Source organism: Azospirillum argentinense (assembly GCF_000632475.1).
In the GTDB taxonomy this organism is placed as follows: domain Bacteria; phylum Pseudomonadota; class Alphaproteobacteria; order Azospirillales; family Azospirillaceae; genus Azospirillum; species Azospirillum baldaniorum.
In genome coordinates this window covers 309,293-335,060 of record NZ_CP007796.1, presented here as the reverse complement: position 1 = coordinate 335,060, position 25,768 = coordinate 309,293, and the positions used below count along the sequence as shown (strand labels likewise).

The window sequence follows — 25,768 nt, the reverse complement described above, 5'->3', positions numbered from 1 at the left end:
GAAAGGCACCCTGCCATGCCCCTGGAAACGACGGGCGCCGCCCCCTCCCTGACGCTGTCCGGCATCGGCCACGCCTATCTCGGCCGCACGGTGCTCGACGCCGTGGACCTGTCGCTGGCGGCGGGCGAGGTGGCGGCGCTCGTCGGCCCCTCGGGCTGCGGCAAGAGCACGCTGGCGCACATCGCCGCCGGGGTGGTCGAGCCGTCGCGGGGCCGCGTCGCCCGGCGCTACCGCCGCCACGGCATGGTGTTCCAGGACCCGCGCCTGCTGCCCTGGGCGACGGCGCGGGCCAACATCGCCTACCCGCTGCGCCTGCTCGGCCTGCCCCGCCGCGAACGGCGGGAGCGGGCGGAGGAGGCAGCAAAGCGGGTGGCGCTCGACCGCGCCGACCTCGACAAATACCCCGTCGAGCTGTCGGGCGGCATGCGCCAGCGCGCGGCCATCGCGCGGGCGCTGGCGATCGACCCCGACTTCATCTATTTCGACGAGCCCTTCACCGCGCTCGACGTCGCGCTGAAGCGCCGCATGCAGAATCTGGTGATCGAGGCGGCGCGCGGGGCGCGGTTCGGCGCCCTGTTCATCACCCACGACCTGATGGAGGCGGTGCGCATCGCCCACCACGTCGTGGTCATGGACGCGCAGGGGCGCGGCATCGCCGGGACGCGCACCGTTCCCGGCGAACCGGGCGGGCGCGACGACGGCACCGTCTACCGGCTGGTCGCCGGATTTCTGACCGACGACCCGCTGTTCCGCCACATCCACGACATCGACGAAAGGCGGACGCCATGACGGACGCGATCCGAGCCGCCCGCGCGCCGACCCTCGCCGTCATCCTCGGCGACGAGGGGCTGCGGCTGTTCTTCCCGCTGTCGGCCCTGCACGCCGCTCTGTGGCCGCTGCTGTGGGCGGTGGTCAACGGCTTCGCCCTGCCCTTCGACGGCGCGATCCCGCCGGGACTGTGGCACGCGCACGAGATGCTGTTCGGTTCCTTCGGCGCGGCGGTGCTCGGCTTCATCACCACGGCCATCCCGGAATGGACCGACAGCCGGCGGCTTCAGGGGCGCGCCCTCTTCGCGCTGGCGGCGCTGTGGGGGATCGGACGGGTCGCCGGGCTGACCGGTGCCGACGGCGCGGCCGTCGTCGCCGCGGTGGCCGACACGGCGTGGCTCGCCGCCCTGCCCGTCTACGTCGCGGCGGTGTCCTGGCGCAAGCGCACGGTCCGGCTGGTCGGCGTTCTCCTCTGGCTGAGCGCGCTCGCGGTGTGCGGTGCCGTGGTTCACGCCGCGTTCGTCATCGGTGACGTGGAACGGGCGCAGGCCGGGCTGCACGCCGCCGGTCTGGTGCTGCTCGGGCTGCTCGGGCTCGTTCTGGCGCGCATTTCGGTGCCCGTCACGAATCTCGTCCTCGACCCCAGCCAGGGCAGTTCGCCCTACCGGCCCCATCCGGGACGCCTCAATCTGGCGCCCGGTCTGGTCGCCATCGCCCTGGCCGGGGAGATCGCCGGGCTGTCGCCCGCGGTGAGCGCCTATCTCTTCATCGCCGCCGGGGCCGCCTTTCTCGACCGGGTCGCGGAGTCCTTCATCGGACGCGCCGTCTTCCGCGCGGAGATCCTGGTCCTGGCCGGGTCGAGCCTGATGGCGGGCGCCGGTCTGCTGCTGGTCGGCGCTTCCCGGCTGGGGGCCGGGTTCGCCGAAACGCCGGCGCTGCATCTGGTGCTGATGGGCGGGCTGGGCCTCGGCGTGCTGGCGGTCTTCGCCATTGCCGGGCTGTTCCACACCGGCCGGACCTTTCCCCTTCCAGCGGCGGCGCGTCTGGCCGTTGCGCTGCTGATCGGGGCCGTGGTCCTGCGGGTCCTGCCGGAGCTGGGTGTCCTGCCGGCGCCGCCGGGACTGCCCCACGCGCTGGCGGCGCTGCTCTGGGCGGCGGCCTTCTTATCCTGGCTCAAGGTCTATTGGCCCTTCCTGTCGCGGCCCCGCGTAGAGGAGGCCGCCGTGTGCTGATCCCGCGGCGAGACCGGCGAACCCCGATAAATCTCCCCTCCCCCTCCAAAGCCGGCGGCGGCCCTTTCCTCCTCCTCGGAGCGCTCCATGCAGCAGTGCTGGCCGCCGTCTCGGTGCCGTGGTTCCTCGGCCTCATCAGTCCGGAGATGCCGCTCTCACCCCCCTCCTGGCACGCGCACGAGTTTCTGTTCGGCGTCGTGCCGGCCATCATCGCTGGCGTTCTGCTGACGGCGGCGCCGAACCGGACCGGTCATCCGCCTCCGGGCGGCTGGCCGCTGACCATGCTGTTGGCCGTCTGGATCGTCGGGCGGCTGGGCCTAGCCGGATCGGCGGCGCTGGAGCCGCTGACCATCGCTCTGCTTGCCCCGCTGTTCCCGGTGCCCCTCGTCGCTGTGGCCGGACGGGAATTCCTTCTGACGAGAAACGGCCGCAACCTGACGGTCCTCGCCGTCCTTGCCATCCTGGTCGGCGCGCAGGGCCTGTTCCATTGGGAGCTGTGGCGCTTCGGGCGAAGTGTTCACGGCACGCGCCTCGCGGTGGCGGCGCTCCTGGCCTGGACCGTGCTGGAGGCCGGGATCATGCCGGGCATCGCCGGAGGTTGGCGGAAGGCGTACGGCCCCTCCCATCCGCAAGTTCCCTCCTCCCGCATCGACGGGGTGGCGATGGGGCTCGGTCTGCTTGCCCTCGGGATCTGGATCGTTCAGGACGAGGGCATTTTGAACGAACACCTGTCCGGCACCCTGCTGCTGGCCGCCGGATTAACGCAGGCGGCGCGACTCGCGCGGTGGCGACCGCGTCACGCGCCATCCGGGCGATCCGTGGCCGTCCTGCGTGTTTCCTACGCCTTCATCCCGGCCGGGTTCCTGCTGACGGCCGGGGCCTCGCTGGGCGGTGGTACGGCCTTCAACGCCGCGGCGCTCCACGCCTGGACCATGGGCGCCATTGGCGGCATGGCCCTGACGGTGATGGTGCGGACCGCCGCCGGCCACAGCGGGGCTGCGCCCACGGCCTCCCGGCTGACGACCGGCATCCACCTCGCCGTGGTGGCGGCGGCCTGCGCGCGGATCGCCGCCGCGCTCGACCCGCAGCGCACGATGCTGCTGATTCCGCTGGCGGGTGCCTTGTGGATTGCCGCCTTCCTGACGTTCGCGCTGCTTCATGGGCGGATGTCAGGCCGCAGGGCGAGCGGGGCCGTGCGGCCGGCGACACCGGACTGAGAGTCCGTCCGGAGAGGGAAACCGGTGCCCGGCTTGGGCAGGGGCTCATGTGGCGTCGGTGGCGGGACAGTCGAAATCCGCCATCGCCTTGTGCCACTGGTCCGACAGGGCTTTTGCCAAGCTGTCGGCGGTGGGGAACGACCGGCACAGCAGCGCGTCGCCATGGACGAAGCGCTCGCGAAGGCTTTCGATCGTCATCGCGATCATCAATCTCAGCACGCCTTCGAATTTACCGCGCTCTTCCTCGGTGAAGGGATGGCCGCGGCGGCGGGCGACCACCGCTATGATGCGCTCGACCCACTCGGAATTCATGCGTTCGCGCATGCGCAGCACCTCCGGGTCACGCGTGGCGAGTTCGGAGAACAGGCTGTAGACACCCGCGTTCGCCTCGTAAGCGCGGCAATAGACCGTGTTGGCGTCCAGGATCGCATCGTAACTGCTCCTCGGCCCCCGGGTTGCGGAGCGCCGATACGTCACATGCTCGAAGAACAGGGTGACGAGGACGGCCGCGCACTCGTCCATATCCTTGAAGTGATTATAGAACGTGCCCCGGGACAACCCGGCTTCGTCGAGCAGCGCCTCGACGGTCATCAGCTTTCCCGGAAACGTGCGAAGATGGCGGGCGACGATCGAGAGCAGCATGTAGCGCGTCCGCTCCCGTTTCGGGCGCGTCCGGTCCCGGCTCCACATCGCGAGCACCTCTTCGAAGAACAGCGGAGCGGAGCCTTCGCCGCACGCGGGCTCGCTTCCCGGTTCATCCACACCCTCCCGCATCCTTGCGCCCTCACCCTTCGACCGAATCGGTCCTGACCATGAATGTTGGACAATCGCACTGTACCCACTTGACGCGGTATATTTTTATACATACTGTCATTTTTAGACAATGCGTCATCACTGGACAGGCCGATGGTACCTACGATGGTGGACGTGAATAAACCTTCAAGTGGCACCTTGACCAGGGAGGCGAACCTGCAAACGAGGTCCACCGGCGCGACGATCGAGTTCCAATCCGTCAGGAAGGCCTATGGATCGGTAAAGGCGCTTCATGACTTCTCCTTGACCATTCGTCCGGGAGAGTTCCTGACGATCCTTGGGTCGAGCGGGTCCGGCAAAACCACCGCGCTCAATGCACTTGCGGGCTTTTCCACGGCCGACTCGGGCGATATCCGCATCGACGGGCGTTCGGTGATCGACGAGCCGCCGGAGCGGCGAAACCTGGGGATGGTGTTCCAGAACTACTCCCTGTTCCCCCACATGTCGGTGTTCGACAACATCGCCTTTCCGCTGCGCATGCGCCGTATGCCGCGCCGGGACATCAAGGAGCGGGTGGAGCGGGTGCTGGAGATCGTGCGGCTCGGCCCGTTGGCCGGTCGCATGCCGCGCGACCTGTCCGGCGGACAACAGCAGCGCGTCGCCTTCGCCCGGGCCATCGTGTTCGAGCCTCCGGTCCTGCTCATGGACGAACCGCTGGGCGCCCTCGACCTCAAACTGCGCGAGGCGCTGCAGTTCGAGATCAAGGAAATCCAGCACCAGCTCGGCTGCACCGTGGTCTATGTGACCCACGATCAGCGCGAGGCCCTGGCCATGTCGTCGCGCATCGTCGTGTTGCGCGACGGACGGATCGAACAGGTCGGCACGCCGTCCGAAATGTACGACGCGCCGCAAAGCCGCTTCGTCGCCGATTTCATCGGGCAGACCAACCTGCTTGCCGCCGACGTGGCGCAGCCCGGATCGGTGGCCATACCCGAACTCGGCATCACCTATCGGGAAAACACATTCACGGCCCGTGCAGGCTCCTGGTACGCAAGCATTCGCCCCGAGAAGCTGCAGCGCCGCCCGGCCGAAGGGCCGGACATCGCCGTGTCGGTCACCATCCAGGAGGCCGTGTTCCTCGGCGACGTGATCGAATACAGCGCCCGCACCGACCATGGTGCGCTCATCCACTTCCGGGAACAGAGACGCGACAGGGATCGGATCCCGGAACGCGGAGAGACGACGAACCTCGTTCTCCGCCCGTCCGACGTCGTCCTCGTTCCGGACCTCCCCAGAACCAGTCGATGAAAAGCTGAAAGAGGAGCGTTCTATGAACAAGCTGCTGTGGAGCCTCTCTCTCGGAGCGGCGCTCGTCGGCGCCGCGGGTGGTGCGGCGCTGGCTCAATCCCGGGACAAGACGGTCGTGATCGCGAATTACGGCGGCGCCTGGGCGGAAACACTCAACCGCATCTGCATCCAGCCCTTCACCAAGGAGACGGGAATCACCGTCACGCAGGCCGCGACGGAGGACTCCCTCGCCCAGATCCGCGCCCAGCAGACCACCAGGAACATTCTGTGGGACATCGCGCCCACCGAGCGTTCCGGACTGCCGGTGTCGCAGAAGAACGGTTGGCTGGAGCCCATCGACTGGTCGGTGGTCGACCCCGAAAACAAGCTGCCGCCGATCGCCCGCAAGACCCACGCGATCGGATCGGTGGCCTACTCCACCACCATCGGCGTGCGCACGGACAAGCTGCCGGAAGGCAAGACCTTCACCGGCTGGAAGGACTTCTGGGACGTCAAGCAGTTCCCCGGCCCCCGCACGCTGCGCAACTCCCCGGCCGAGAACCTGGAATTCGCGCTGATTGCCGACGGCGTGAAGCCGTCCGAGGTCTATGACGTGCTCCGTTCGCCGGAAGGCGTGGATCGCGCCTTCAAGAAGCTCGACGAGATCAAGCCGGCGATCACCGTATGGTGGACGAGCGGGCAGCAGCCGGTCCAGCTTCTGGCCAGCGGCGAAGTGTTCTACGCGACCGCCTTCAACGGCCGTATCCAGCAGTTGCAGAAGGACAAGCTCCCGGTCGCGCTGATCTGGAACGGCGGCTCGCTCGACGTCAGCTACTATTCGATCGTCAAGGGCGCCAACAACGCGGCCGCGGCCATGCAGTTCATGAAGTACTGCTGGAACGAGCCGCAGCGTCTCGCCGAGATCGCCCGCGCCATGCCCTACTCCAGCTTCAACCCCGACCTCTACAAGATCCTGTCGGCGGAGGAAGCCAGGCAACTTCCGACCAGCCCGGAAAACATGGATGTGCAGTTCGCGCTGAACGCCGAGTTCTGGGCCGAAAACCTGCCGCGCATTCAGAAGCGGTGGGAAACTTGGCGTCTGCAATGAGCGACGGCGTTTCCATGCCGCGTGATGGGATGGCGGCGGCGCGCCGACGGCGCGCGCCCCTCTCGTCCCTCTGGCTGCTCGCCCCGGCGGCCCTGCTGTTTCTCCTGGCCTTCCTCGTCCCGGTGGGCGAGGTCGCCCTGTGGAGCCTGCAGGGCGACGCCGGGCTGACGGCGGAGCATTACCGGGAAGCGCTTGGCGAGGGTCCCTATCGCACCATCCTGTTCGGGACGTTGCAACTCGCCGCCGGCGTGGCCTTCGCCTGCGTCCTGGCCGGCTATCCCGCCGCCTATTGTCTGGCGTCCTGCCCGCCGCGGCGCCGCACGCTGCTCCTCCTGCTCATTCTGACGCCGCTTTGGGTCAGCGTGCTGGTGCGGACCTTCGGCTGGATCGTCGTCCTGGGCCGCGAGGGATTGGTGAACTCCATGCTGATCGGTGCGGGACTCATCGATGCGCCCCTCCAGATGCTCTACAGCCGAGGGGCCGTGTACATCGCGATGGTGCAGGTGCTTCTGCCGGTCGCCATCCTGGTCATGTTCTCCAGCATGACGACCATCAACCGCTCCCTGCTGCTGGCGTCGCGCATCCTCGGCGCCACCCCGTGGCGTGGCTTCCTCCACGTCTTCCTGCCGCTGAGCGCCGGCGGCGCGGTCAACGCGTGGATGCTCACCTTCGTCCTGGCCCTGGGCTTCTTCATCACCCCGGCCCTGGTCGGCGGGCCGAAGGAAAACATGATCGCGAACATCATCGCGACGCAGATCACGGTGACCCTCGACTGGGGGCTGGGTTCGGCTCTCGGGATGGTGCTGCTGGTCGCCGGCTTCCTGATGGTGGGCGCCGTCGCCCTGCTCTTCCGGCGCGTCACCCGGCTGAGCGGCCATGGAGGGACGCGATGAAACGAACGCTGTGGGAACAGTCCGGACGCTACCTCCTGCCCGTCTATTTCGTCGGCGTCCTCCTCTATCTGCTGCTGCCGCTGTTGCTGGTGGTGCCGATGTCGGTCAGCGAGACCCGCTATCTCAAGTTCCCGCCGACCGGATTCACGCTGCACTGGTACGAGGACTTCTTCGCCACGCCCGGCTGGATCGAGGCGACGTGGCGCAGCCTGGTCATCGCAGCCGCCAGCGCGCTGCTCGCGACCGTCGTCGGCACGGCGGCGGCGCTCGTCCTGAGCCGCGACGGCCGCGCGGTGCGGATCGCGGGACCGATCTTCCTGGGTCCGCAGGTGGTTCCGGTGATCATTCTCGCCCTCGGCACGCTCCTCGTCTTCAGCCGCTTCGGCCTTTACGGCTCCATGGGCGGCATCGTGCTGGTGCACGCCGTCCTCGCGCTGCCCTTCGTCACGACGACGGTGTCGGGAGCGCTGCGCCAGACCGGCGACACGCTCGCCAGGGCCGCCCGGGTCCTGGGTGCCCGGCCGCACGAGGCCTTCTGGCACGTCACGCTGCCGACCATCCGGCCGGCGGTCATCTCCGCGGGCGTCTTCGCCTTCTTCATCTCCTTCGACGAACTGGTCATCGCCCTGTTCGTCATGGGCCGCAACGAAACCCTGCCAATGCGGATCTGGGCCGACATGCGTCACGACCTGACGCCGGTTGTCGCGGCGGTCGCGTCGCTGCTCATCCTGGCCACCTTTGCGGCGGTTTTCCTGAGCGACCGCATCCAGCGCCGCGCCGCACGGCGCGCGGGATAACCGGTCGCGACATACCCCTCATCTACGGGCCACCCCTCATCTATGGGAAGAGTGATGTTCGCAGATTTTCGCACGGAAGAGCCCGACGCTCTCGCCCGCCGTCTGGAAACGGCAACGCTTCCGGATTCGGTGTTCGACCTCCTGGCGCAAACCGCCGCCCGGCACCCGGACGCCCCGGCGTGGCGGTTCATCGACGACGGTGTCGAGCGGAGCTGGGGCGAGGTGCTGGCCAAGGTCGAAACCGCCGCCGCGGCCTTCGCCGCGCTTGGCATCGGCCCCGGCGTGCATGTCGCGGTCATGGCCTGGAACCGGGAGGAGTTTCCCATCGCGTGGCTGGCTCTGTCCCGCCTGCAGGCGGTGATGGTGCCGGTGAACGCCACCTACACCTCCCGCGAGGTCGAGTATGTGCTGAAGACCTCGCTCGCCGCCTTCCTCATCCTGGAGGCGGAGTTCCTGCCGCATCTCGACGCGCTTGAGACGGTGTCGCTCCCCCCGTCCAGCGTCATCGTCATCGGCGATGGGGCGCTGGGCGGGCATCGCCGCTGGCAGACGCTGATGGACGAGGCGCAGGGCCGCCGCGCACCGTCCACGCCCCGCTCCGCCGACGCGGTCCTCAATCTCCAGTACACGTCGGGCACCACTGGCTTCTCGAAAGCCTGCATGCTGACCAACGACTACTGGCTTTGCCTGGGCTGCAGCTCCACCGAGTTCTTCGCCACGGACCTGCGGCGCTTCTACGTGGGATCGAGCTTCTTCTACATGGTCGGGCAGAGGATCCTGCTGAACGCGATGGTGAGCGGCGGCTGCGCCTTCTTCCCGCGCAAGCCCGGCGCCAAGCGCTTCATGCTCGATGTCGCGCAGCTGGAGTGCGACTACTGCGCGCTCTTCGAAATGGTCTACAAGCAGCCGGCCCGGCCGTCGGATGCGCACAACGCGCTCAAGCTGGCCACCATCTTCGCGTTCGGTCCGGAAAGCCACGCCGACTTCCAGCGCCGCTTCGACGTGTACGGGCAGGAGTTCTACGGCATGACCGAGATCGGCGGCGGCACCTACATGCCGGCGCACCGGATCGCCGAGATGACCGGCTCGGCCAGTTGCGGGGTGGTCGCCCCCTTCCGGGAAGCGATGATCGCGGACGAGGACGGCAACCCCGTGCCGACGGGCGCAACCGGGGAGCTTTGCGTGCGTGGCCGCGGCCTGCTGAAGGGCTATTTCGGAAACGAGGAGGCGACGGCGCAGGCGTTCCGCAAGGGCTGGTTCCGCACCGGCGATCTGGCCCGCGTGGACTCCTCCGGGTACCACTACATCCTGGGCCGGACCAAGGACATGGTCCGCCGCAGCGGCGAGAACATTTCGGCCCGCGAGGTCGAGGTGGTGCTGCGCACGCTCGACGGAATCCAGGACGCCGCGATCGTTCCGGTTCCCGACGATTATCGCGGCGAGGAGATCAAAGCCTACATCCAGTTGGCGCCGGGGGTCGATCCCTCGACCTGCACGCCAGCGCGCATCGCCGATCACTGCGGGCGGCATCTCGCGGCCTTCAAGGTGCCCCGCTACTACGAGTATCGCGACTCCTTCCCCCTCACGGATTCGCAGCGTGTGCAGAAGAAGCATCTGCTGGCGGAAAAGCCCGACCTCCGCGTCGGCGCCTACGACTGGCAGGACAAGATCTGGCGCTGACGCCTGCACCCCGTCTTCCTGTGAAAAAAGCCAACCGGCCTCGAAGAGGACTTCTGACATGCCCGAGATTACCGCCCAGACCGAGGGCGCGATCCGCATCCTGACCATCTCCAACGAACCCAAGCGCAACGCGTTCGAAGGCACGATGGCCGCGGATTTCCTAGGCCACCTGAACGACGCGGACGGCGACGCCGCCGTGCGGGTGGTCGTGGTGACGGGCGCCGGCGACATCGCCTTCTCGAGCGGACACGATCTGAACGAAATCGCCTCCGGCGCCCACGCAGCGACGAACCTGGGAGAGGCCCCGTTCCTGCGCCCGCGGGACATGACGAAGCCGGTCATCGCGGCCGTCAACGGGCACTGCTACGCCGCCGCGCTCATCCTCGCTTTGTCCTGCGACCTGCGTGTCGCGAGCGTCAACGCGACGTTCGGGTCGCCGGGCGCCCGCCTGGGCATGCTCCCGGAGGGTGGACAGATCGGCCGGTTGCCACGCCTGATGTCGTCCGCCCGCGCCTTGGAACTGATGCTGACGGCCAATCCCCTGCCTGCGGACGAGGCCTACCGAACCGGCTTCGTCAACCGTCTGGCCGGACAGGGCGAGGCGTTGCAGGAAGCGCTCGTCCTGGCGCGTGCCATCGCCAAGAACGCGCCCTCGGTGGTGGCCGCGATCAAGGCCGGGGTGATCCTGGGCGAGCGCGAGGGGATCGACGCCGCCGGCGCCTATGAGGCGACGGTCGCCCGCCGGCTGGAAAAAGCGGCGGACGCCCGCGAAGGCGTCAGCGCCTTCCTGGAAAAGCGCGCCCCGGTGTTCCGTGGCGGCGCGTGACGGTGCCCATCCGACATCGTCTTCAACGAAGAGAAAGAACCACCATGGCCGAGAACTTCACAGCCTTTGTCATCGAGGACGTCGACGGCAAGCCGAAGGGTGGCTTCACGACGCTGACGCTGGCCGACCTGCCGGACAACGATGTGCTGGTCGAGGTCGCCTGCTCCACGCTCAATTACAAGGACGGACTCGCCGTTTCCGGCAAGGGCCGGATCGCCCGCAAGCTGCCGATGGTCGCCGGCATCGACCTCGCCGGCACCGTGGTCGAATCCCGCTCTCCCGCCTGGAAGCCGGGCGACAAGGTGGTCGTCAACGGCTGGGGCCTGTCGGAAACGCAATGGGGCGGCTACACCCGCTTTCAGCGCCTGAAGGCGGAGTGGTTGACCCGTCTGCCGGACGCCTTCTCGTTCGAAGAGGCCATGGGCATCGGCACCGCCGGCTACACCGCCGCGCTGTGCGTGGACGCGCTGGAACGGTGGGGCGCGGTCCAGCCGGGCGGCAAGGAGGTCCTGGTCACCGGGGCCGCTGGCGGTGTCGGCTCGGTCGCGGTGGCGCTGCTCGCCAAGCGCGGTTACCCGGTGGTCGCCTCCACCGGCCGGCCCGAAACCCATGATTACCTGCGCAGTCTCGGTGCCAGCGGCTTCATTGACCGCGCCGCCCTTCTGGAAAAGGGAGCCCCCCTGCAGAAGGAGCGCTGGGCCGGCGGTGTCGATTCGGTGGGCGGACAGACTCTGGTCAACGCGCTGTCGCAGACGGTCTGGGGCGGTGCCATCGCCGCTTGCGGCTTGGCCGGCTCGTCGGATCTGCCGGGCACGGTCTTGCCGCACATCCTGCGCAACGTCGCGCTGCTTGGCGTCGATTCCGTCATGGCTCCGCAGGACCGCCGTGACGCCGCCTGGACACGGCTGGCCCGCGACCTGGACCGGAACGCGCTGAAGACGATGTACGAGGTGCAGCCCTTCGACGCGCTGCCCGAACTGGCGACGAGGATTCTCGCCGGGAAGATCCGCGGCCGCGTCGTCGTCGACGTGACCCGTTGAGGACGGTTCCGGCCCGTCCGGCAGCCCCGCCCGCTGCGGAACCTTGCGGTTCCTTGGCGGGGCCGCCCTGAAACGACGTCGCCGGAGCCCCTTGCGCGACGGCGTCCCGTCACTCCGGTTTGCGCACCAACGTTGCGATCAACGGGAGGGCGATGTCCCACTCGGTGTCGCTGCGGGCCGAGCCTTTGTGGATGCGGATGCCGTTGCCCGGCTTGGTCTTGCCGATCATGAAGACATCCGACGACACCACGCCGATGCCCCGCTCATAGAGCATTTCGGCGATGGCCGTGGAATCAGCCCCAGCCCCAGCCCCTGCGCGGCGGCCTTCATGCTGGCCAGCACCACCGGGATGGCGTGCTGGGCGCCGGCGGTCGGGGCCCCGGACTCAGCTCGCAACTGCATCTCCAACATCCGGCTGGACGGGCTGGCCCCGGAGCAGGCCGTCGCACGGATCGCCGATCTGGTCCGGGGCGTGTGGCGGGCGCGGGTCAGCGGTGTCGCGCTCGCCGCCGCCGTCGGTCAGCGCCTTGAGCGGAGCAGGCCGGTGTCCACATCGCCCACGGAGCGTGCCGGGCATCGCGGCGCGGACACACCACCAAGCGCCTCCTTCCCAAGGCCGTAAGCCCGCGCGCGAGCGGCGTCCTGCACCGGCGTGAGCGCGGCATCGACGGCGCTGGGCCGAGCGGTCTCCTCCTTTTGACCGTGCGGAACAAGGCCGTCGATCTGCCGTGACGACGCCCGAGCCTCTTTGTCCCTGCGCAAACCGCAAGCCGTTCGGCATGGCCAAGCTCAGCCCAGGCGTCACCGTGCCGCCACTCCATGGGCGGCGGCCCGACGCTCGGGACGCTCGGTGCGCGTGTATTCTCATATTATGAGAAACCACTTTCATATTGCGAGAAGATTTGTTGACGCGACGTTTGGGTTGGCCAATCATCCGAACGTCAGCCACACACCGCAGAATTGATCGTTCCCGTGTCAAAAGCATCGTCATCAAACCCAGCTCCTTCGCCCGAACGCGAGGCCGGCAGCGCAGGCCCGAGTGGAGCGCAGGCGATCTTGCGGGCGATCACGCTTCTGCGCGCCGTTGCGCGAACCAACGACCGTGGCGCCCGCGCCAACGCACTGGCGGCGGAGACGGGGTTGTCGGTCGCCACCACCCATCGCATCCTCGGTGTGTTGGCGCAGGAAGGGCTGCTGACCCACGACCCCTATTCCAAGCTCTATCATCTCGGGATGGAGCTTTCCGTGCTCGGCGCGGCCGCCCAGGAATTCTCGATCCGTGACCGTCTGCGCCCGGCGCTGGAGCAGATCGCCTTGGAGGTCGAGGACACCATTTTCCTGCTGATCCGGTCGGGCAACGACGCGGTGTGCATCGACCGGGTGGAGGGCAGCTATCCGATCCGCACCCTGACGCTCGACATCGGTGCGCGTCGTCCGCTCGGCATCGGTGGCGGCGGTCTGGCCCTGCTCGCCTTCCTGCCCGACGCCCAGCTCGAAGCCGTGCTGGCGGCCAACGCCCAGCGCTACTCCAGCTACGCCGACTTCACGGCCGACGACATCCGGCGCTTCGTCTTCGAAGCCCGTGAACTCGGCTACGCGCTCAACAACGGCATCCTCCGCCCGAACGTCGCGGCGGTCGGGGTGCCCGTCCGCGGTGCCGACGGCCGGATCGTCGCCGCCGTCAGCGTCGCCGCCATTCCCGACCGTCTGCCGGAGGACCGGCAGGAGCGTGTTGCCGAAATCATCGCCCATCATGTCCAGCGCGTCTGGGGCCAGCGTGCCTGGAACACCGGCGACGGCCGTCCATGAAGCCGTCCATGACACCCGCAATGACCCCAGCCCTCTGACCACATCCGACGCGCACCGAAGAAGGCGCGCATCCCAGGAGGAAAAGAAATGAGCCACGCCCTGAGGGCGGCCGCCGCGGCCGCCACCGCCATCCTTTTGTCTTTTGCCGCCCCGGCGCCGGCGTCGGCTGGCAAGGCCGACGACACGCTGAACATCGCCTGGGCTGGCGAACTGCCGACGCTCGACCGCTACTTCAACGTCCTGCGCGAAGGCGAACTCGTCGCGCGCATGGTCTTCGACTCGCTGCTGACCGTCGATCCGCAGACCTTCGACTACAAGCCGCTGCTCGCGTCCTCGTACCGCTTCGTCGACAACCGGACCATCGAGTTCGAGCTGCGCCGTGACGTGCGGTTCCACGATGGCGAGCCGTTCGACGCCGACGACGTGGTCTACACGCTGAACCTGATGGCCGATCCGGCGACCCGGGTTCTCAGCCGGCAGAACGTGGATTGGATCGAGAAGGTCGAGAAGATCGACACGCACATGGTGCGCCTGACCATGAAGGCGCCGACACCGCTGGCCCTGGAATACCTGTCGGGACCGCTGCTGATCTATCCGCGCGACTATTACTCCAAGGTCGGCAGCCAGGGCATGGGGTTGCGGCCGGTCGGCACCGGCCCCTACAAGGTGACCGCGTTCGACCCCGGCAAGCGCATCGTCTTCGAAGCCAACCGCGCGTATTTCGACGGCAGCCCCAAGGGCCGGCCGACCATCGGCCGCATCGTCCAGCGCACCATCCCCGACCAGAACACCCAGATCGCCGAGCTGCTCAGCGGCGGCGTCGACTGGATCTGGAACGTGCCCAACGATCAGGCGGCCAAGCTCGCGTCCATGCCCAACGTCGTGGTGCAGAACGCGCAGACGATGCGCTTCGGCTATCTGGCGTTCGACGCCTCCAACCGCACCGGCCACTCCTCGCCGGTCAACGACGTCCGGGTCCGCCAGGCCATCGCCCATTCCATCGACCGCAAGACCATCGTCAAGCGGCTGGTCCGCGGCGCCTCCGAGGTCATCGACGCGGTCTGCTTCCCGACCCAGTTCGGTTGCGTCCAGGACGTGGCGACCTACGACTACGATCCGGCCAAGGCCAAGGCGCTTCTCGCCGAGGCCGGCTATCCCAACGGACTCGACATCGAGTTCCACGCCTACCGCGACCGTCCGGTGGCCGAGGCGATGATCGGCTACATGAAGGCCGTCGGGATCAACGCCAAGCTCACCTACCTGCAGTACGAGGCGCTGCGCGACAAGGTCTACAACGGCGAAACCGACTTCACCTTCATGTCCTGGGGCTCCTACTCGATCAACGACGCGGCGGCCAGCGTCAGCCAGTTCTTCAAGGGATCGAAGGACGATTACGCCCGCGACCCGCAGGTGATCGGCTGGCTGGAGGGCGCCGATTCGGCGATCGACCCGGCGACGCGCAAGGACCTCTACGGCAAGGCGTTGCGGCGCATCGCCGAACAGGCCTACTGGCAGCCGCTGTTCACCTACAACGTCAATTACGTCCACAGCAAGGACATCGCCTTCACCCCGACGGCGGACGAGATCCCGCGCTTCTACGCGGTGACCTGGAAATGAGCCGTCCGCCGGCCGCCGCCCCGCCCTCCCGTCACCACTCCTCCCTTCCGTGGAGTCCGCCATGCTGGCCTACAGCTTGAAGCGTCTGCTTCTGGCCGTGCTGGTCGCCGTCACGGTCTCCGTCGGCTCCTTCGCCCTGCTGCGGGCGGCTGGAGACCCGGCGGTGGCCATGGCCGGCCACTCCGCCACGGCGTCCGACATCGAGTTCATCCGCGAAACCTACGGCTTCAACCGCCCCCTGCCCGTCCAGTACGCCGACTGGCTGGTCAAGGCGCTGCAGGGCGACTTCGGGGAAAGCCTGTACTTCCGCATGCCGGTCAGCCGCATGCTGGCCGACAAGCTGCCGACCACCATGACGCTCGGCGGGCTGGCGCTGGCCTTCGCGCTGTGCGTCGGGCTGCCGCTCGGCATCATCGCGGCGATCCGGCCGAACAGCTGGATCGACCGCACGGCGCTGCTGGTCTCCGTCACAGGGCAGGCCATGCCGACCTTCTGGTTCGCCCTGGTGCTGGTCGTGCTGTTCAGCATCACCTTTCCGCTGCTGCCGCCGTCCGGTTCGGGAACCTGGAAGCACTTCGTCATGCCGACCGTGGTGCTCGGCTATTACGCCACACCGGCGATCATGCGGCTGACGCGGGCGGGGATGCTCGACGTGCTGGCCTCCGACTACATCCGCACCGCGCGGGCCAAGGGCCTGCATCCGGCCGTGGTGCTGCTCAAGCACGCTTTGCGCAACGCCGTGATCCCGGTGGTCAGCCTGTCGGCGGTGCAGTTCGGCTTCATGCTGGGCGGATCGGTGGTGGTGGAGACGGTGTTCGCCCTGCACGGCACCGGCCAGCTCGCCTGGGAATCGATCAGCCGCTCCGACCTGCCCACCGTCCAGGCCATCGTGCTGGTGCTCTCCAGCTTCTACGTCGTCCTCAGCCTGATCGCCGACCTTCTCAACGCGTGGCTCGACCCGCGCATCCGGGTGGCTTGAATGACCATGTCCGAAACCCTCAGGGCACCGGCCGCGCCCGCCGCCGCCGCGCCGCCGCCGACCCCCGGCCAGATCCTGCGCCGCCGCATCCTCGGCCACTGGAGCCTCATGGGTGGGCTCGCCGTGCTCGGCCTGATCCTCCTGCTTGCCGTGCTGGCCCCCTTCGTCGCGCCCGACGACCCCTACCGGCAGGATCTCATGGAGCGGCTGGTGCCGCCGGTGTGGAACGCCGAGGGAAGCTGGACCCACCCGCTCGGCACCGACCATCTCGGCCGCGACTATCTCAGCCGTCTGCTGTACGGCGCCCGCGTGTCGCTGCTCATCGGCTTCGCCGCGGCGCTCGGCTCCGGGGTGATCGGCACGACGCTCGGCGTCTGTGCCGGCTATTTCCGCGGGCGCGTCGACATGGTGGTGACCTTCCTGGTGACCGTGCGGCTGTCCACGCCGGTGGTGCTGGTGGCGCTGGCGGTGGTGGCGCTGTTCGGCGGTTCGCTGGAGGTGGTCATCCTGGTGCTGAGCGCGCTGCTGTGGGATCGCTTCGCCATCGTCATGCGCACTTCCACCATCCAGGCGACCAGCCAGGATTACGTCCTGGCGGCGCAGGCGGTGGGCTGCTCGGTGCCGCGCATCATCTTCGGCGAGATCCTGCCGAACGTGCTCAACAACCTCATCATCGTCGCCACGCTGGAGATCGCGCACGCCATCCTGCTGGAGGCGGCGCTGTCGTTCCTCGGGCTGGGCGTGCAGCCGCCGCTGCCGTCCTGGGGCCTGATGGTCGCCGAGGGGCGTTCCAACCTGTTCTTCGAACCCTGGCTCATCGCCATTCCGGGCGTCGCCCTGTTCCTGCTGGTGCTGGCCATCAATCTGGTCGGCGACGGCGTCCGCGACGTCACCGCCCCCGACGGCCGCACGTGAGGTCCCCGTCATGACCCCCATTCTCGAAGTCGAAGGGCTGTGCGTTGACATCCCGACGCCGGCCGGAACCCTGCACGCCGTGCGCGACGTCTCCTTCCGGGTCGGCAAGGGCGAAATCCTCTGCATCGTCGGCGAGTCCGGATGCGGAAAGTCGCTGACCTCGCTGGCGCTCATGGATCTGCTGCCGGGGCGCGCCCGGCGCGAAGCCCGACGCTTGTCCTTCGCCGGCACCGATCTGGGCACCCTGTCGCCGAGAGCGATGCGGAACCTGCGCGGCAACCGGATGGCGATGATCTTCCAGGAGCCGATGACCTCGCTCAACCCGGCCTTCACCATCGGCAACCAGATGGCCGAGGCGCTGCGCTGCCACACCCGCGCCAGCGCCGCCGAAGCGCGCGAGCGGGCGGCCGAGCTGCTGGCCCTGGTCGGCGTGCCCGCCGGACGGGACCGGTTGAACCAGTACCCGCACCAGCTCTCCGGCGGCCTGCGCCAGCGGGTGATGATCGCCATGGCGCTGATGGGCTCGCCCGACCTTCTCATCGCCGACGAACCGACGACGGCGCTGGACGTCACCATCCAGGCGCAGATCCTTCACCTGCTGGAGGACCTGCGCGACCGCACCGGGCTGTCGATCGTCCTCATCACCCACGACCTCGGCGTCGTCGCCCAGCTCGCCGACCGGGTCGTCGTCATGTACGCCGGCTCGGTGGTCGAGGAGGGACCGGTGGACGAGGTCTTCGGCCGGCCGGCCCATCCCTACACGCGGGGTCTGCTGGAGTGCGTTCCGGTTCCGGGGCGCACGCCGCCAGGATCGCTCCTGGGCTCGATCCCCGGCGTCGTGCCGAGCCTGATCGGTGCCATTCCGGGCTGCCCCTTCTCCGCCCGCTGCAGCTTCGCCGCGGACGCCTGCCTGACCCGTCAACCACCCCTGCGGTCTGCCGGCGCCAGCCACAGCCACAGCTTCCGCTGCGTCCTGGAGGGCTCGGCATGATCCCCGTCACCATTCCCGGCCCGGAGCGGGCCGCGTCCACCGACGCCGTCCTCGAACTGCGCGGGGTCAGCCACACCTATCAGGTCCGCCGCTCGCCGTTCCGCAAGAGCGTGCCGCTGCGCGCGGTGGACGACGTGTCGCTGTGCGTCCACCGCGGCGAGGTGCTGGGCCTCGTGGGAGAATCCGGCTGCGGCAAGAGCACGCTGTCGAAGATCCTGCTGGGCCTGCTCCCGCCCAGCTCCGGCGAGGTGCTGATCGACGGCGCCGCGGTGTCCGGGGCCGGGCAGGCGGCGTTCGCCCGCCGGGTCCAGCCGGTGTTTCAGGACCCCTACTCCTCGCTGAACCCGCGCAAGACCGTCGCCCAGATCATCGGCCTGCTGCTGGCCGTGCACGGCGTCGGCGACCGCGCGGGCCGGCGCCAGGCGGTCACCGCCATGCTCGATTGCGTCGGCCTGCCGCGGCGCGTCCTGGACACCTATCCCAAGCAGCTGTCCGGCGGCCAGCGGCAGCGCGTCGCCATCGCCCGCGCCCTGATCATGCGCCCTGAGGTGGTGGTCTGCGACGAGCCGACGTCGGCCCTCGACGTCTCGGTGCAGGCGCAGATCCTCAACCTGCTGACCGAACTGCGCCGCGAGTTGAATCTTGGCATGCTGATGATCAGCCACAACCTCGCGGTCATCGAGCACATGGCGACCTGGATCGCCGTCATGTATCTCGGCCGCATCGTCGAGTCCGGGCCGACCCGCGCGATCTTCGAGCGGCCGCGGCATCCCTACACGCGGGCCCTTCTCCAGTCGGTGCTGACGACGGTTCCGGGACACGGCATCCCCGACCCGCTTCCCGGCACCGCGATCCCCAACCCGGTCGACCGGCCGGCCGGCTGCGCCTTCCACCCGAGATGCCCGTTGGCGACCGACCTGTGCCGGACCGTTCCGCCCTCGCGCGTCGCCGATGCCCGTCAAGGCGGGTTCGTCGAATGCCATCTGTTCCCGGCCGGCGAAGCGGAGGCGGCATGACCATGCATCGGGGCAACCATGACGGCCCGCACACCGTCGTCACCGAAGAGCGCTACATTCCGGCCAAGGACGCCGGCATCCAGCTCTACCTGCGCAACAAGCGCCCGGCCGGTGTCACCGCGTTCGGGGCGGAGCGCACGGTGCTGCTGGTGCACGGCTCCAGCTATCCCGCCCACACCGCGTTCGACCTGCCGCTCGACGGCATGTCGTGGATGGATTACATGGCCGGGCGCGGCTTCGACGTCCACTGCCTGGACCTCCGCGGCTTCGGCCGCTCCACGCGCCCCCCGGAAATGGACCGCGCGGCCGCGGCGGCGGAGCCGGTCGTCGACACCAGCACGGCCCTGCGCGACGTCGCCGCCGCCGTCGAGCACATCCTGGAAAGCCGCTCCATCGACCGGCTCTGCCTGATCGGCTGGTCGTGGGGCGCCACCCTGGTCGGAGCCTACACGGCCGAACACGGCGAGCGCGTGGCGCGGCTCGTGCTCTACGCCCCGCAATGGCTGCGCGACACCCCGCATCCGGCGGGCGGCTGCACGCCCCTGGGCGCCTACCGCACCATCACGGTGGGGGACGCCCGGCAACGCTGGCTGTCCGGCGTGCCGGAGGACCGGCGGGACGCGCTGGTGCCGCCGGCGTGGTTCGACGCCTGGGCCAGCGCGACCTTCGCCTCCGACGCCGTGGGCGCGACCCAGGAGCCGCCGGTCATCCGGGCCCCGAACGGAAACATCGCGGACTCCATGACCTATTGGTGCTCCGGGCGTCCGCTCTACGACCCCGGACGCATCCGCTCCCCCACCCTGGTGGTGGTCGGCGCCTGGGACGCCGACACCCCGGTCGCGATGGCCGAACAGGTGTTCCGGGAGTTGGGGGCGGCCTCCCAGCGCCGCATGGTGGTCATCGGCGACGCCACCCACACCGTCCTTCTGGAGCGGAACCGCATGCAACTGTTTCGTGAGACGCAACTGTTCCTTGAAGAGCAGGGCTGAGGGTGCCGTCAGGCCGGCTCCGCGTCGGGATTTGAGGAGCGGCCGTTTCCGGTCGCCCGTCCCGTCCGAGTGGGCACCGTTGCCGGCCTCAGCGGCCGGCAACAAACAAGCCTGAGGGGATGTCGCGGAACTGCTGCTGGATGGCCTCGACGGCGCTCATGTCCGCGAGCAGAGCCGCGACGCAGTCCGGATCGAACTTCCGGCCCGCCTGCTCGCGGAGGAAGGCCGCCGCGGCCTCGTTCGTCCACGCCCCCTTGTAGGGACGTTCCGATGTGAGCGCGTCGAACACGTCGGCGACCGCGACGATGCGGGCTTCCAGCGGAATGGCCACGCCGGAAAGGCCGTTGGGATAGCCCGAGCCGTCAAAGGCCTCATGGTGACAGCCCACCACATTGCGCAGAATGGCGGCGTGCGGCAGGGCGCCAAGGCCGTGGTCGTGAATCATCGCGTTGATGATGTCCAAGCCCTTGGTCACGTGCGTTTTCATGACCTCGAACTCGTCCGGCGACAGCTTGCCGGGCTTGAGCAGGATGCTGTCCGGCACCGCCACCTTGCCGACATCGTGCAGGGGGGCGTACTGGAGCACATACTCGATGAACTCGTCGGACAGGCCGTGCGTCGGTGCGATTGTCGCCGCGACAAGCTGGGCGTAGCGGCTCATGCGGTTGAGATGAGCACCGGTCTCCTCATCACGGTAGTGGCTGACCTCAAGCGCCGTGTGCACGGCCGCCAGCATGGCGCGCGTGCTGGTCATCTCCGACGCGACGAGCACGCCGATGACCCGCCGGTACGGCAGCAGAGCCGACACGATGGGTTCGGTGAAGAATCCCTCCTTCCTGGAGTTCAGGAAAAGGAAGCCGTACAGATCGCCCTGCCAGTGGATGCGGCTCACACAGCGTGAGCGGAAACCATGCTTGAGCAGCCGGCCGCCCGGCCCGGCGGAACCGGGGGCCGACATGATCGCGTTGTCGATCAACGGGCGTCCCGTCCCGGCGACCGCCTGCAGAAGAGGATAATCGCACAGCCTGCCGGAGAGGGGTTCGAGGGGCCGCGGGCCGACGTTGCTGTGGATGAACGTCCGGACCCGCTCACCCCTGGGATCGTAGGTCGCCACGGCGATCCGGTGCAGATGCTCCAGTCCGGGCCATTCGCGGATCTCCTCATGCAACGACTGGAGCCGCTCCTCAAGGCCTCCACTCTGCTCCATCCAAGGATCTTCACCGAACCCGCAGACGAGACTGCCCACTCTCACTTGCCGCACTTGGTTCAAAGAACATCTCCTGGATGACATGAGCTATGAATCAACTATTCGCCGGGTCAGCAATGGGCGTGCCGCGCTATCTGTTCACCGCATGCGCGTGAAGGGTTGCCGGAAGACAGGGAACTCCATAGGACGACCGTCACCTCAAAGGGCATTAGTTGGCGTTGATTTGCGTCAAATCCCTCAACAAATATGTGCAGTGGATTATGGAACCGGACCAGAGGTTGAGGGCCGGGTTCCGTCATCCCCAGAACCCGCTTGGCGGCACGATCGGAACCCGATGCGGATCGAGCCAACCCGGCGTTGAGGCCGGGTCGGTTGCCGAAACGCTCCAGGACGGCGGCGCGGCGTTGATTGGAGGCGGCGGGCTTGCGGAGGACTGCCACGCCGAGGCCCGGAAACCGGGCGGCCTCAGGCGCCGCGTGGCGGGACAGGCCCGGTCTCGCCCGGAAGGCGGGGATTGCGGATGGTCAATTGGTGGGTCAGCAGCAGCGGGTCCGGCCGCTCCTCCCCGCCCCAGAGCCGGTGCAGCATGTCCACGATGGCCGGACCGAAATGGTCGGACGGCACGCGGACCGAGTTCAGCCAGTCGGCGATCCAGGGGTTGATCGGGTTGTCGTCGAACCCGAAGAAGGCCACGTCGCCCGGCACCTCCAGCCCGGCTTCCCGCGCGCGGCGGTAGGCGCCATAGGCCAGCAGGTCGCTCAGGCAGACGATCACCGGCGGACGGTCCGGCCGCTCCAGCATCGTTCCCATGGCGTGATAGCCGGCCACGATGTGATCCAGCCCCGGCCCGGTGGCGCAGGGAATGGCCGCCGTGTCCACCCCCGCCGCGGCCAGCCGGTCGAACAGGCCGAGCAGGCGCCAATGGCCGGCGGTGCGGTCCAGCGAGGCGTGGAGGACGCCGATGCGGCGCACCCCGCGTTCCAGCAGCCGGTCGGCGATCTCCGCCCCGGCCCCGGCGTTGTCGAGCCCGACATAGGGCGAGGACGGGTCGCCGGGGTCCGGGCGGTTCACGAAGACCAGCGTGTCGCCGGCGGCCCGCGCCTCGTCCAGCGCCGGGCTGTCCACCGCCCCCACCAGGATCATCGCGCGGACGAGCTGGGCGCGCATTTCGCGGATGTACTCGTCCTGCACGTCGGCGCGCTCGTGCGTGTCGCACAGCGACATCACCAGCCCCTCCCCGCGCAGCGACCATTCGATGGACGAGGCGATGGCGGCCATGGAGGGGTTGGCGAGATTCGCGGCCAGCACGCCGACGATGCGGCTTTCCCGGCGGCGCAGCGCCCGTCCGACGCTGCCGGGCCGGTACCCCAACTCGCGGATTGCCGCCCGCACCCGCTCCGCCGTCTCCTCCGTCGCCTTGTTGGCGACGCCGTTGATGACGCGCGAGGCGGTGGCGACCGACACCCCGGCGCGGGCCGCCACCTGGGCGAGCGACGGGGCGAGCGACGCACGCTCCGTGCGCGAGGCGCGCTTGCGGTCGGCTGGCGGGGGCATGGCACCTCGGTCTGCGCAAGAGGGTTGGCGGTGGGCGGCGGCGTGAAAACCGGTTGCGTAGAGATGCACGCCCGCCTATTGTTTCGGCAAGGGTAATCGATTTCCCTCAGCCGTAATATCGGTAACGATGCCGGCGGACGGACGAATTGCCCAACCTCGCCCCTCAACAATGCGGGCGCGGAAAAAAAGACGAGGGAGAGGACGCTCATGACAGCCGAAGGCGCCGACCGCGCCACGGTCGTTGACCCTTACGACCATCTGCATGACGAGGCTTACGCCGACGCCTTCGCCCGTGGGCGGGTGGGCGCCGCGGCCCTGGTGACCGTCGCCGGGCGCGCCGTCGAGACGCTGGATGGAGACTGGCGCTTCGCCATCGACCCCCACGACGAAGGGCTGCGCCAAGCATGGTACGCCGACGAGCCGGTGCCGGCCTCGGACTGGACCGTTCCGCGCGATTACGACGACGGCGCGTGGCAGACCGCCCCGGTTCCCGCCTGCTGGAACATGCTTCGCCCGGAGTGGCGGCATTACGAGGGTGGCGCCTGGTACACGCGGACGCTGGACCACACGCCCGGTCAGGCGGACGAACGCGTCGTCCTGCACATCGGCGCCGCCGCCTATGAGGCTCGCGTCTTCCTCAACGGTCAATTCCTCGGCGCGCACCGCGGCGCCTCGACGCCCTTCTGCGTCGAGCTGACCGCGCATCTGCGCCCCGGCGCGAACCGCCTCCAGATCCAGGTCGACAACACGCGCCGGGCCGACCGGGTGCCGATGCGTCACACCGACTGGTTCAACTACGGCGGCCTCTACCGCTCCGTGGCACTGCTGCGGCTGCCCGCGCTGTTCATCCGGGACTTCGGCGTGGCGCTGGTGCCGGGCAGCGGCTTTGGCCGCGTCGCCGTGGACGTCACCCTGTCCGACCCGGTGGACGGCACGGCGACCGTCGCCATCGACGGGCTGCTGCCGCCCTCCCCCATTCCCGTCACCGACGGGCGCGGACGGGTGGAGTTCGACCTCGCCCCGGCGCTCTGGTCGCCTGAGTCACCGCGCCTCTACGGCGTCACCCTGCGCTTCGGCGCCGATTGCGTGGCGGACCGCGTCGGCTTCCGCGAAATCGCCGTGGCGGGCGAGCGCATCCTCCTCAACGGGCGCGACATCACGCTGCGCGGCGTCTCGGTGCATGAGGACGACCTTACGCTCGGCAAGACCAGCGACGAGGCGGACATCCGCCGCCGCTACGCCGACGCCAAGGCGCTGGGCTGCAATTTCCTGCGCCTCGCCCATTACCCGCACGACCCGCGGGCGGCGGCCATCGCCGACGAGGTCGGGCTGATGCTGTGGTCGGAGATTCCGGTCTACTGGGCCATCGACTTCGCCAACCCCGACACCTACGAGGACGCCGCCAACCAGCTCGCCGAGCTGATCGCCCGCAACCGCAACCGGGCCAGCACGATCCTGTGGGGCGTCGGCAACGAGAACGCCGACACCGACGCCCGCCTGTCCTTCATGGCGCGGCTGGCCGCGCTGGCCCGCAAGCTGGACCCGACGCGGCTGGTGACCGCCGCCTGCCTGATCGACCGCGAGCGTTTCGCCATCGCCGACCGGCTGGCCGACCATCTCGACGTGATCGGACTCAACGAGTATTTCGGCTGGTACGAGCCCTCCTTCGACGGGCTGCGCCGGCTGCTCGCCAACTCCGCCCCCGGAAAGCCGGTGATCATCTCCGAGTTCGGCGCCGACGCGGTGGTGGGCTTGCGCGGCGGCCCGCGCGACCTCTTCACCGAGGACTGCCAGGAGGCGGTCTACCGCGAGCAGCTCGCCATCCTCGCCACCGCCCCCTACGTGCGCGGGATGACGCCCTGGGTTCTCTACGACTTTCGCACCGAGCGGCGGCAGACCGCCTTCCAGCGCGGCTGGAACCGCAAGGGGCTGATCGCCGAGGACAAGACCACCCGCAAGCGCGCCTTCGCCGTCCTTGCGGAGCATTACCGGGTGGTGGCCGACGCCGAGGCCCCCGCATCGCCGCACACCGATTCAGCCAAATCACGATAACCGGAGGATTCGTCATGTTCGCGTTGAACCGTCGTCACGCCGCCCTTCTCGCCGCCGCCGTTCTGGGCCTGACCCTCGCCGGGCCGGCCGCCGCCAAGACCACGCTGCGCCTCGGCCACGGGCTGGCCAAGGGCCACCCGGTGGACGTCTCGCTGGACGAGTTCGCCAAGCTGGTGCGCGAGCGCAGCAAGGGCGAGCTGGACATCAAGGTGTTTCCCGCCGGCCAGCTCGGCCAGCAGCGCGAACTGATCGAGCAGATGCAGAACGGCGCGCTCGACCTCGTGCACGCCAACGCCTCGCCGCTCGCCGCCTTCGAGCCGGGCTTCGGCGTCTACGACATGCCCTTCCTGTTCCGCGACAACGACCATTTCTTCAAGGTGGTCGAGGGCACGGTAGGCGATGAGATCCTCGCCTCCAGCCGCGCCAAGGCCTTCGTCGGCCTCGCCTACTACGACAACGGCACGCGCAGCTTCTACGCCAACAAGCCGCTGGCCAAGCCGGAGGATCTGAAGGGCCTGAAGGTCCGCGTCCAGCCCGGCCCGATCGCCACCCGCATGATCAACCTGCTGGGCGCCACCGCCACCCCGCTGGCCTGGGGCGAGGTCTACACGGCCCTGCAGTCCGGCGTCGTCGACGGGGCGGAGAACAACGTGACCGCCCTGACGCTGGCCCGCCACGGCGAGGTGATGAAGGTCTACACCCGCGACGAGCACACCCGCGTGCCCGACGTGGTGCTGGTCGCCACCTCGACGCTGGACCGCCTGAAGCCGGAGCAGCAGGAGCTTCTGCGCCAAGCGGCCCGCGACAGCGCCAAGGCCCACAACGCCCGCTGGGCGGCCGAGCTGGAGAAGGCCGAGGGCGAGGCGGCGAAGATGGGCGTCACGTTCGTGGACGCCGACAAGGCGGCCTACCGTCAGGTGGTGCAGCCCATGTACGACGACCTGAAGGCAACCCCGGCCCTCGCCACCCTCGCCGACCGCATCCAGGCGGTCAAGTAAGCCCCCGCCCGCTCGCCGCGTCGAAACAGAGGAGCGCTCC

24 protein-coding genes are annotated in these 25,768 nt (G+C 68.8%); 20 read left to right on the top strand and 4 right to left on the bottom strand.

The features are described 5' to 3' along the window. The first annotated feature begins 15 nt into the window (after nt 1-15). Genes ABAZ39_RS27760 through ABAZ39_RS27750 form a run of 3 tightly spaced genes read left to right on the top strand, consistent with a single transcriptional unit; the run spans nt 16 to nt 3,217 of the window. Nucleotides 16-789 carry an ABC transporter ATP-binding protein gene (locus ABAZ39_RS27760; RefSeq protein ID WP_051658641.1) on the top strand — a complete coding sequence of 258 codons (774 nt, stop codon included), beginning with the start codon at nt 16-18 and terminating at the stop codon, nt 787-789. Next, on the top strand, nt 786-2,000 hold the full coding sequence (locus ABAZ39_RS27755) for an NnrS family protein (protein ID WP_051658640.1): 1,215 nt from the start codon (nt 786-788) through the stop codon (nt 1,998-2,000). Before ABAZ39_RS27760 ends, ABAZ39_RS27755 begins: the two co-directional genes overlap by 4 nt. Beyond that, nucleotides 1,994-3,217 carry an NnrS family protein gene (locus tag ABAZ39_RS27750; protein ID WP_257722230.1) on the top strand — a complete coding sequence of 408 codons (1,224 nt, stop codon included), beginning with the start codon at nt 1,994-1,996 and terminating at the stop codon, nt 3,215-3,217. Before ABAZ39_RS27755 ends, ABAZ39_RS27750 begins: the two co-directional genes overlap by 7 nt. A gap of 45 nt (nt 3,218-3,262) precedes the next feature. On the opposite strand, the gene ABAZ39_RS27745 is transcribed toward ABAZ39_RS27750, so the two are convergent. Next, complete coding sequence (locus ABAZ39_RS27745) at nt 3,263-3,979, bottom strand: TetR/AcrR family transcriptional regulator (protein WP_247881790.1); 717 nt, start codon at nt 3,977-3,979, stop codon at nt 3,263-3,265. A gap of 156 nt (nt 3,980-4,135) precedes the next feature. Between ABAZ39_RS27745 and ABAZ39_RS27740 the strand changes: the two genes are divergently transcribed. From ABAZ39_RS27740 to ABAZ39_RS27710, 7 genes are read left to right on the top strand one after another with little or no spacing between them, the layout of a single operon-like run. Then, complete coding sequence (locus ABAZ39_RS27740) at nt 4,136-5,278, top strand: ABC transporter ATP-binding protein (protein WP_247874678.1); 1,143 nt, start codon at nt 4,136-4,138, stop codon at nt 5,276-5,278. Nucleotides 5,279-5,300: 22 nt separating this feature from the next. Continuing rightward, nucleotides 5,301-6,365, top strand: a complete 1,065-nt coding sequence (locus ABAZ39_RS27735; RefSeq protein WP_040137521.1) for an ABC transporter substrate-binding protein — start codon at nt 5,301-5,303, stop codon at nt 6,363-6,365. Further along, a complete protein-coding gene (locus ABAZ39_RS27730) occupies nt 6,362-7,258 on the top strand; it encodes an ABC transporter permease (protein WP_051658637.1) in 897 nt (298 codons plus the stop codon). The genes ABAZ39_RS27735 and ABAZ39_RS27730 overlap by 4 nt, the downstream gene beginning before the upstream one ends. Next, nucleotides 7,255-8,055, top strand: coding sequence for an ABC transporter permease (locus ABAZ39_RS27725; protein ID WP_014198829.1), 801 nt, complete (start codon nt 7,255-7,257; stop codon nt 8,053-8,055). The genes ABAZ39_RS27730 and ABAZ39_RS27725 overlap by 4 nt, the downstream gene beginning before the upstream one ends. A gap of 54 nt (nt 8,056-8,109) precedes the next feature. After that, nucleotides 8,110-9,735 (top strand): class I adenylate-forming enzyme family protein, encoded by a 1,626-nt coding sequence (locus tag ABAZ39_RS27720; protein WP_040137520.1) that lies wholly within the window; start codon nt 8,110-8,112, stop codon nt 9,733-9,735. 58 nt (nt 9,736-9,793) lie between these two features. Further along, entirely contained in the window at nt 9,794-10,561 is a 768-nt protein-coding gene (locus tag ABAZ39_RS27715; protein WP_014198827.1) for an enoyl-CoA hydratase/isomerase family protein, read from the top strand. A 44-nt stretch (nt 10,562-10,605) separates the two neighbouring features. Then, the gene (locus ABAZ39_RS27710) at nt 10,606-11,601 is read left to right on the top strand and encodes an MDR family oxidoreductase (protein ID WP_040137519.1); all 996 of its coding nucleotides are present in this window, start codon (nt 10,606-10,608) and stop codon (nt 11,599-11,601) included. Nucleotides 11,602-11,710: 109 nt separating this feature from the next. Here ABAZ39_RS27710 and ABAZ39_RS36445 read toward each other — a convergent pair whose 3' ends face one another. Beyond that, nucleotides 11,711-11,875: a hypothetical protein gene (locus ABAZ39_RS36445; protein ID WP_162473418.1), complete on the bottom strand. Its 165-nt coding sequence runs from the start codon at nt 11,873-11,875 to the stop codon at nt 11,711-11,713. 54 nt (nt 11,876-11,929) lie between these two features. Here ABAZ39_RS36445 and ABAZ39_RS27705 point away from each other — a divergent pair, with 54 nt between their 5' ends. From ABAZ39_RS27705 to ABAZ39_RS27670, 8 genes are all read left to right on the top strand, one after another. After that, nucleotides 11,930-12,223, top strand: coding sequence for an ethanolamine ammonia-lyase light chain EutC (locus tag ABAZ39_RS27705; protein ID WP_040137518.1), 294 nt, complete (start codon nt 11,930-11,932; stop codon nt 12,221-12,223). 434 nt (nt 12,224-12,657) lie between these two features. Then, complete coding sequence (locus ABAZ39_RS27700; RefSeq protein ID WP_051658636.1) at nt 12,658-13,410, top strand: IclR family transcriptional regulator; 753 nt, start codon at nt 12,658-12,660, stop codon at nt 13,408-13,410. Nucleotides 13,411-13,497: 87 nt separating this feature from the next. Next, complete coding sequence (locus tag ABAZ39_RS27695; RefSeq protein WP_040137517.1) at nt 13,498-15,027, top strand: ABC transporter substrate-binding protein; 1,530 nt, start codon at nt 13,498-13,500, stop codon at nt 15,025-15,027. A 61-nt stretch (nt 15,028-15,088) separates the two neighbouring features. Further along, complete coding sequence (locus ABAZ39_RS27690; protein WP_040137516.1) at nt 15,089-16,006, top strand: ABC transporter permease; 918 nt, start codon at nt 15,089-15,091, stop codon at nt 16,004-16,006. Next, the gene (locus ABAZ39_RS27685) at nt 16,007-16,921 is read left to right on the top strand and encodes an ABC transporter permease (RefSeq protein WP_040137515.1); all 915 of its coding nucleotides are present in this window, start codon (nt 16,007-16,009) and stop codon (nt 16,919-16,921) included. A gap of 10 nt (nt 16,922-16,931) precedes the next feature. Further along, on the top strand, nt 16,932-17,912 hold the full coding sequence (locus tag ABAZ39_RS27680) for an ABC transporter ATP-binding protein (RefSeq protein ID WP_040137514.1): 981 nt from the start codon (nt 16,932-16,934) through the stop codon (nt 17,910-17,912). Continuing rightward, entirely contained in the window at nt 17,909-18,928 is a 1,020-nt protein-coding gene (locus tag ABAZ39_RS27675; RefSeq protein WP_051658635.1) for an ABC transporter ATP-binding protein, read from the top strand. The genes ABAZ39_RS27680 and ABAZ39_RS27675 overlap by 4 nt, the downstream gene beginning before the upstream one ends. Then, nucleotides 18,925-19,917: an alpha/beta hydrolase gene (locus tag ABAZ39_RS27670; protein WP_040137513.1), complete on the top strand. Its 993-nt coding sequence runs from the start codon at nt 18,925-18,927 to the stop codon at nt 19,915-19,917. Before ABAZ39_RS27675 ends, ABAZ39_RS27670 begins: the two co-directional genes overlap by 4 nt. Nucleotides 19,918-20,005: 88 nt before the next feature. Here ABAZ39_RS27670 and ABAZ39_RS27665 read toward each other — a convergent pair whose 3' ends face one another. Together ABAZ39_RS27665 and ABAZ39_RS27660 are read right to left on the bottom strand one after the other, a co-directional pair. Beyond that, entirely contained in the window at nt 20,006-21,124 is a 1,119-nt protein-coding gene (locus ABAZ39_RS27665; RefSeq protein WP_040137512.1) for an HD-GYP domain-containing protein, read from the bottom strand. Between the two features lie 465 nt (nt 21,125-21,589). Next, nucleotides 21,590-22,678: a LacI family DNA-binding transcriptional regulator gene (locus ABAZ39_RS27660; RefSeq protein WP_040137511.1), complete on the bottom strand. Its 1,089-nt coding sequence runs from the start codon at nt 22,676-22,678 to the stop codon at nt 21,590-21,592. 207 nt (nt 22,679-22,885) lie between these two features. Here ABAZ39_RS27660 and ABAZ39_RS27655 point away from each other — a divergent pair, with 207 nt between their 5' ends. After that, the gene (locus tag ABAZ39_RS27655) at nt 22,886-24,730 is read left to right on the top strand and encodes a glycoside hydrolase family 2 protein (RefSeq protein ID WP_051658633.1); all 1,845 of its coding nucleotides are present in this window, start codon (nt 22,886-22,888) and stop codon (nt 24,728-24,730) included. 14 nt (nt 24,731-24,744) lie between these two features. Further along, entirely contained in the window at nt 24,745-25,728 is a 984-nt protein-coding gene (locus tag ABAZ39_RS27650; protein WP_040137510.1) for a TRAP transporter substrate-binding protein, read from the top strand. The last annotated feature ends 40 nt before the right edge of the window (nt 25,729-25,768 follow it).

Bases quoted from the DNA above. Each gene is read 5' to 3' on its own strand.
- ABAZ39_RS27760 (WP_051658641.1), top strand. From the start codon at position 16: ATGCCCCTGGAAACGACGGGCGCCGCCCCCTCCCTGACGCTGTCCGGC.
- ABAZ39_RS27755 (WP_051658640.1), top strand. From the start codon at position 786: ATGACGGACGCGATCCGAGCCGCCCGCGCGCCGACCCTCGCCGTCATC.
- ABAZ39_RS27740 (WP_247874678.1), top strand. From the start codon at position 4,136: ATGGTGGACGTGAATAAACCTTCAAGTGGCACCTTGACCAGGGAGGCG.
- ABAZ39_RS27735 (WP_040137521.1), top strand. From the start codon at position 5,301: ATGAACAAGCTGCTGTGGAGCCTCTCTCTCGGAGCGGCGCTCGTCGGC.
- ABAZ39_RS27730 (WP_051658637.1), top strand. From the start codon at position 6,362: ATGAGCGACGGCGTTTCCATGCCGCGTGATGGGATGGCGGCGGCGCGC.
- ABAZ39_RS27725 (WP_014198829.1), top strand. From the start codon at position 7,255: ATGAAACGAACGCTGTGGGAACAGTCCGGACGCTACCTCCTGCCCGTC.
- ABAZ39_RS27720 (WP_040137520.1), top strand. From the start codon at position 8,110: ATGTTCGCAGATTTTCGCACGGAAGAGCCCGACGCTCTCGCCCGCCGT.
- ABAZ39_RS27715 (WP_014198827.1), top strand. From the start codon at position 9,794: ATGCCCGAGATTACCGCCCAGACCGAGGGCGCGATCCGCATCCTGACC.
- ABAZ39_RS27710 (WP_040137519.1), top strand. From the start codon at position 10,606: ATGGCCGAGAACTTCACAGCCTTTGTCATCGAGGACGTCGACGGCAAG.
- ABAZ39_RS36445 (WP_162473418.1), bottom strand. From the start codon at position 11,875: ATGCTCTATGAGCGGGGCATCGGCGTGGTGTCGTCGGATGTCTTCATG.
- ABAZ39_RS27705 (WP_040137518.1), top strand. From the start codon at position 11,930: ATGCTGGCCAGCACCACCGGGATGGCGTGCTGGGCGCCGGCGGTCGGG.
- ABAZ39_RS27695 (WP_040137517.1), top strand. From the start codon at position 13,498: ATGAGCCACGCCCTGAGGGCGGCCGCCGCGGCCGCCACCGCCATCCTT.
- ABAZ39_RS27690 (WP_040137516.1), top strand. From the start codon at position 15,089: ATGCTGGCCTACAGCTTGAAGCGTCTGCTTCTGGCCGTGCTGGTCGCC.
- ABAZ39_RS27685 (WP_040137515.1), top strand. From the start codon at position 16,007: ATGACCATGTCCGAAACCCTCAGGGCACCGGCCGCGCCCGCCGCCGCC.
- ABAZ39_RS27680 (WP_040137514.1), top strand. From the start codon at position 16,932: ATGACCCCCATTCTCGAAGTCGAAGGGCTGTGCGTTGACATCCCGACG.
- ABAZ39_RS27675 (WP_051658635.1), top strand. From the start codon at position 17,909: ATGATCCCCGTCACCATTCCCGGCCCGGAGCGGGCCGCGTCCACCGAC.
- ABAZ39_RS27670 (WP_040137513.1), top strand. From the start codon at position 18,925: ATGACCATGCATCGGGGCAACCATGACGGCCCGCACACCGTCGTCACC.
- ABAZ39_RS27665 (WP_040137512.1), bottom strand. From the start codon at position 21,124: ATGGAGCAGAGTGGAGGCCTTGAGGAGCGGCTCCAGTCGTTGCATGAG.
- ABAZ39_RS27660 (WP_040137511.1), bottom strand. From the start codon at position 22,678: ATGCCCCCGCCAGCCGACCGCAAGCGCGCCTCGCGCACGGAGCGTGCG.
- ABAZ39_RS27655 (WP_051658633.1), top strand. From the start codon at position 22,886: ATGACAGCCGAAGGCGCCGACCGCGCCACGGTCGTTGACCCTTACGAC.
- ABAZ39_RS27650 (WP_040137510.1), top strand. From the start codon at position 24,745: ATGTTCGCGTTGAACCGTCGTCACGCCGCCCTTCTCGCCGCCGCCGTT.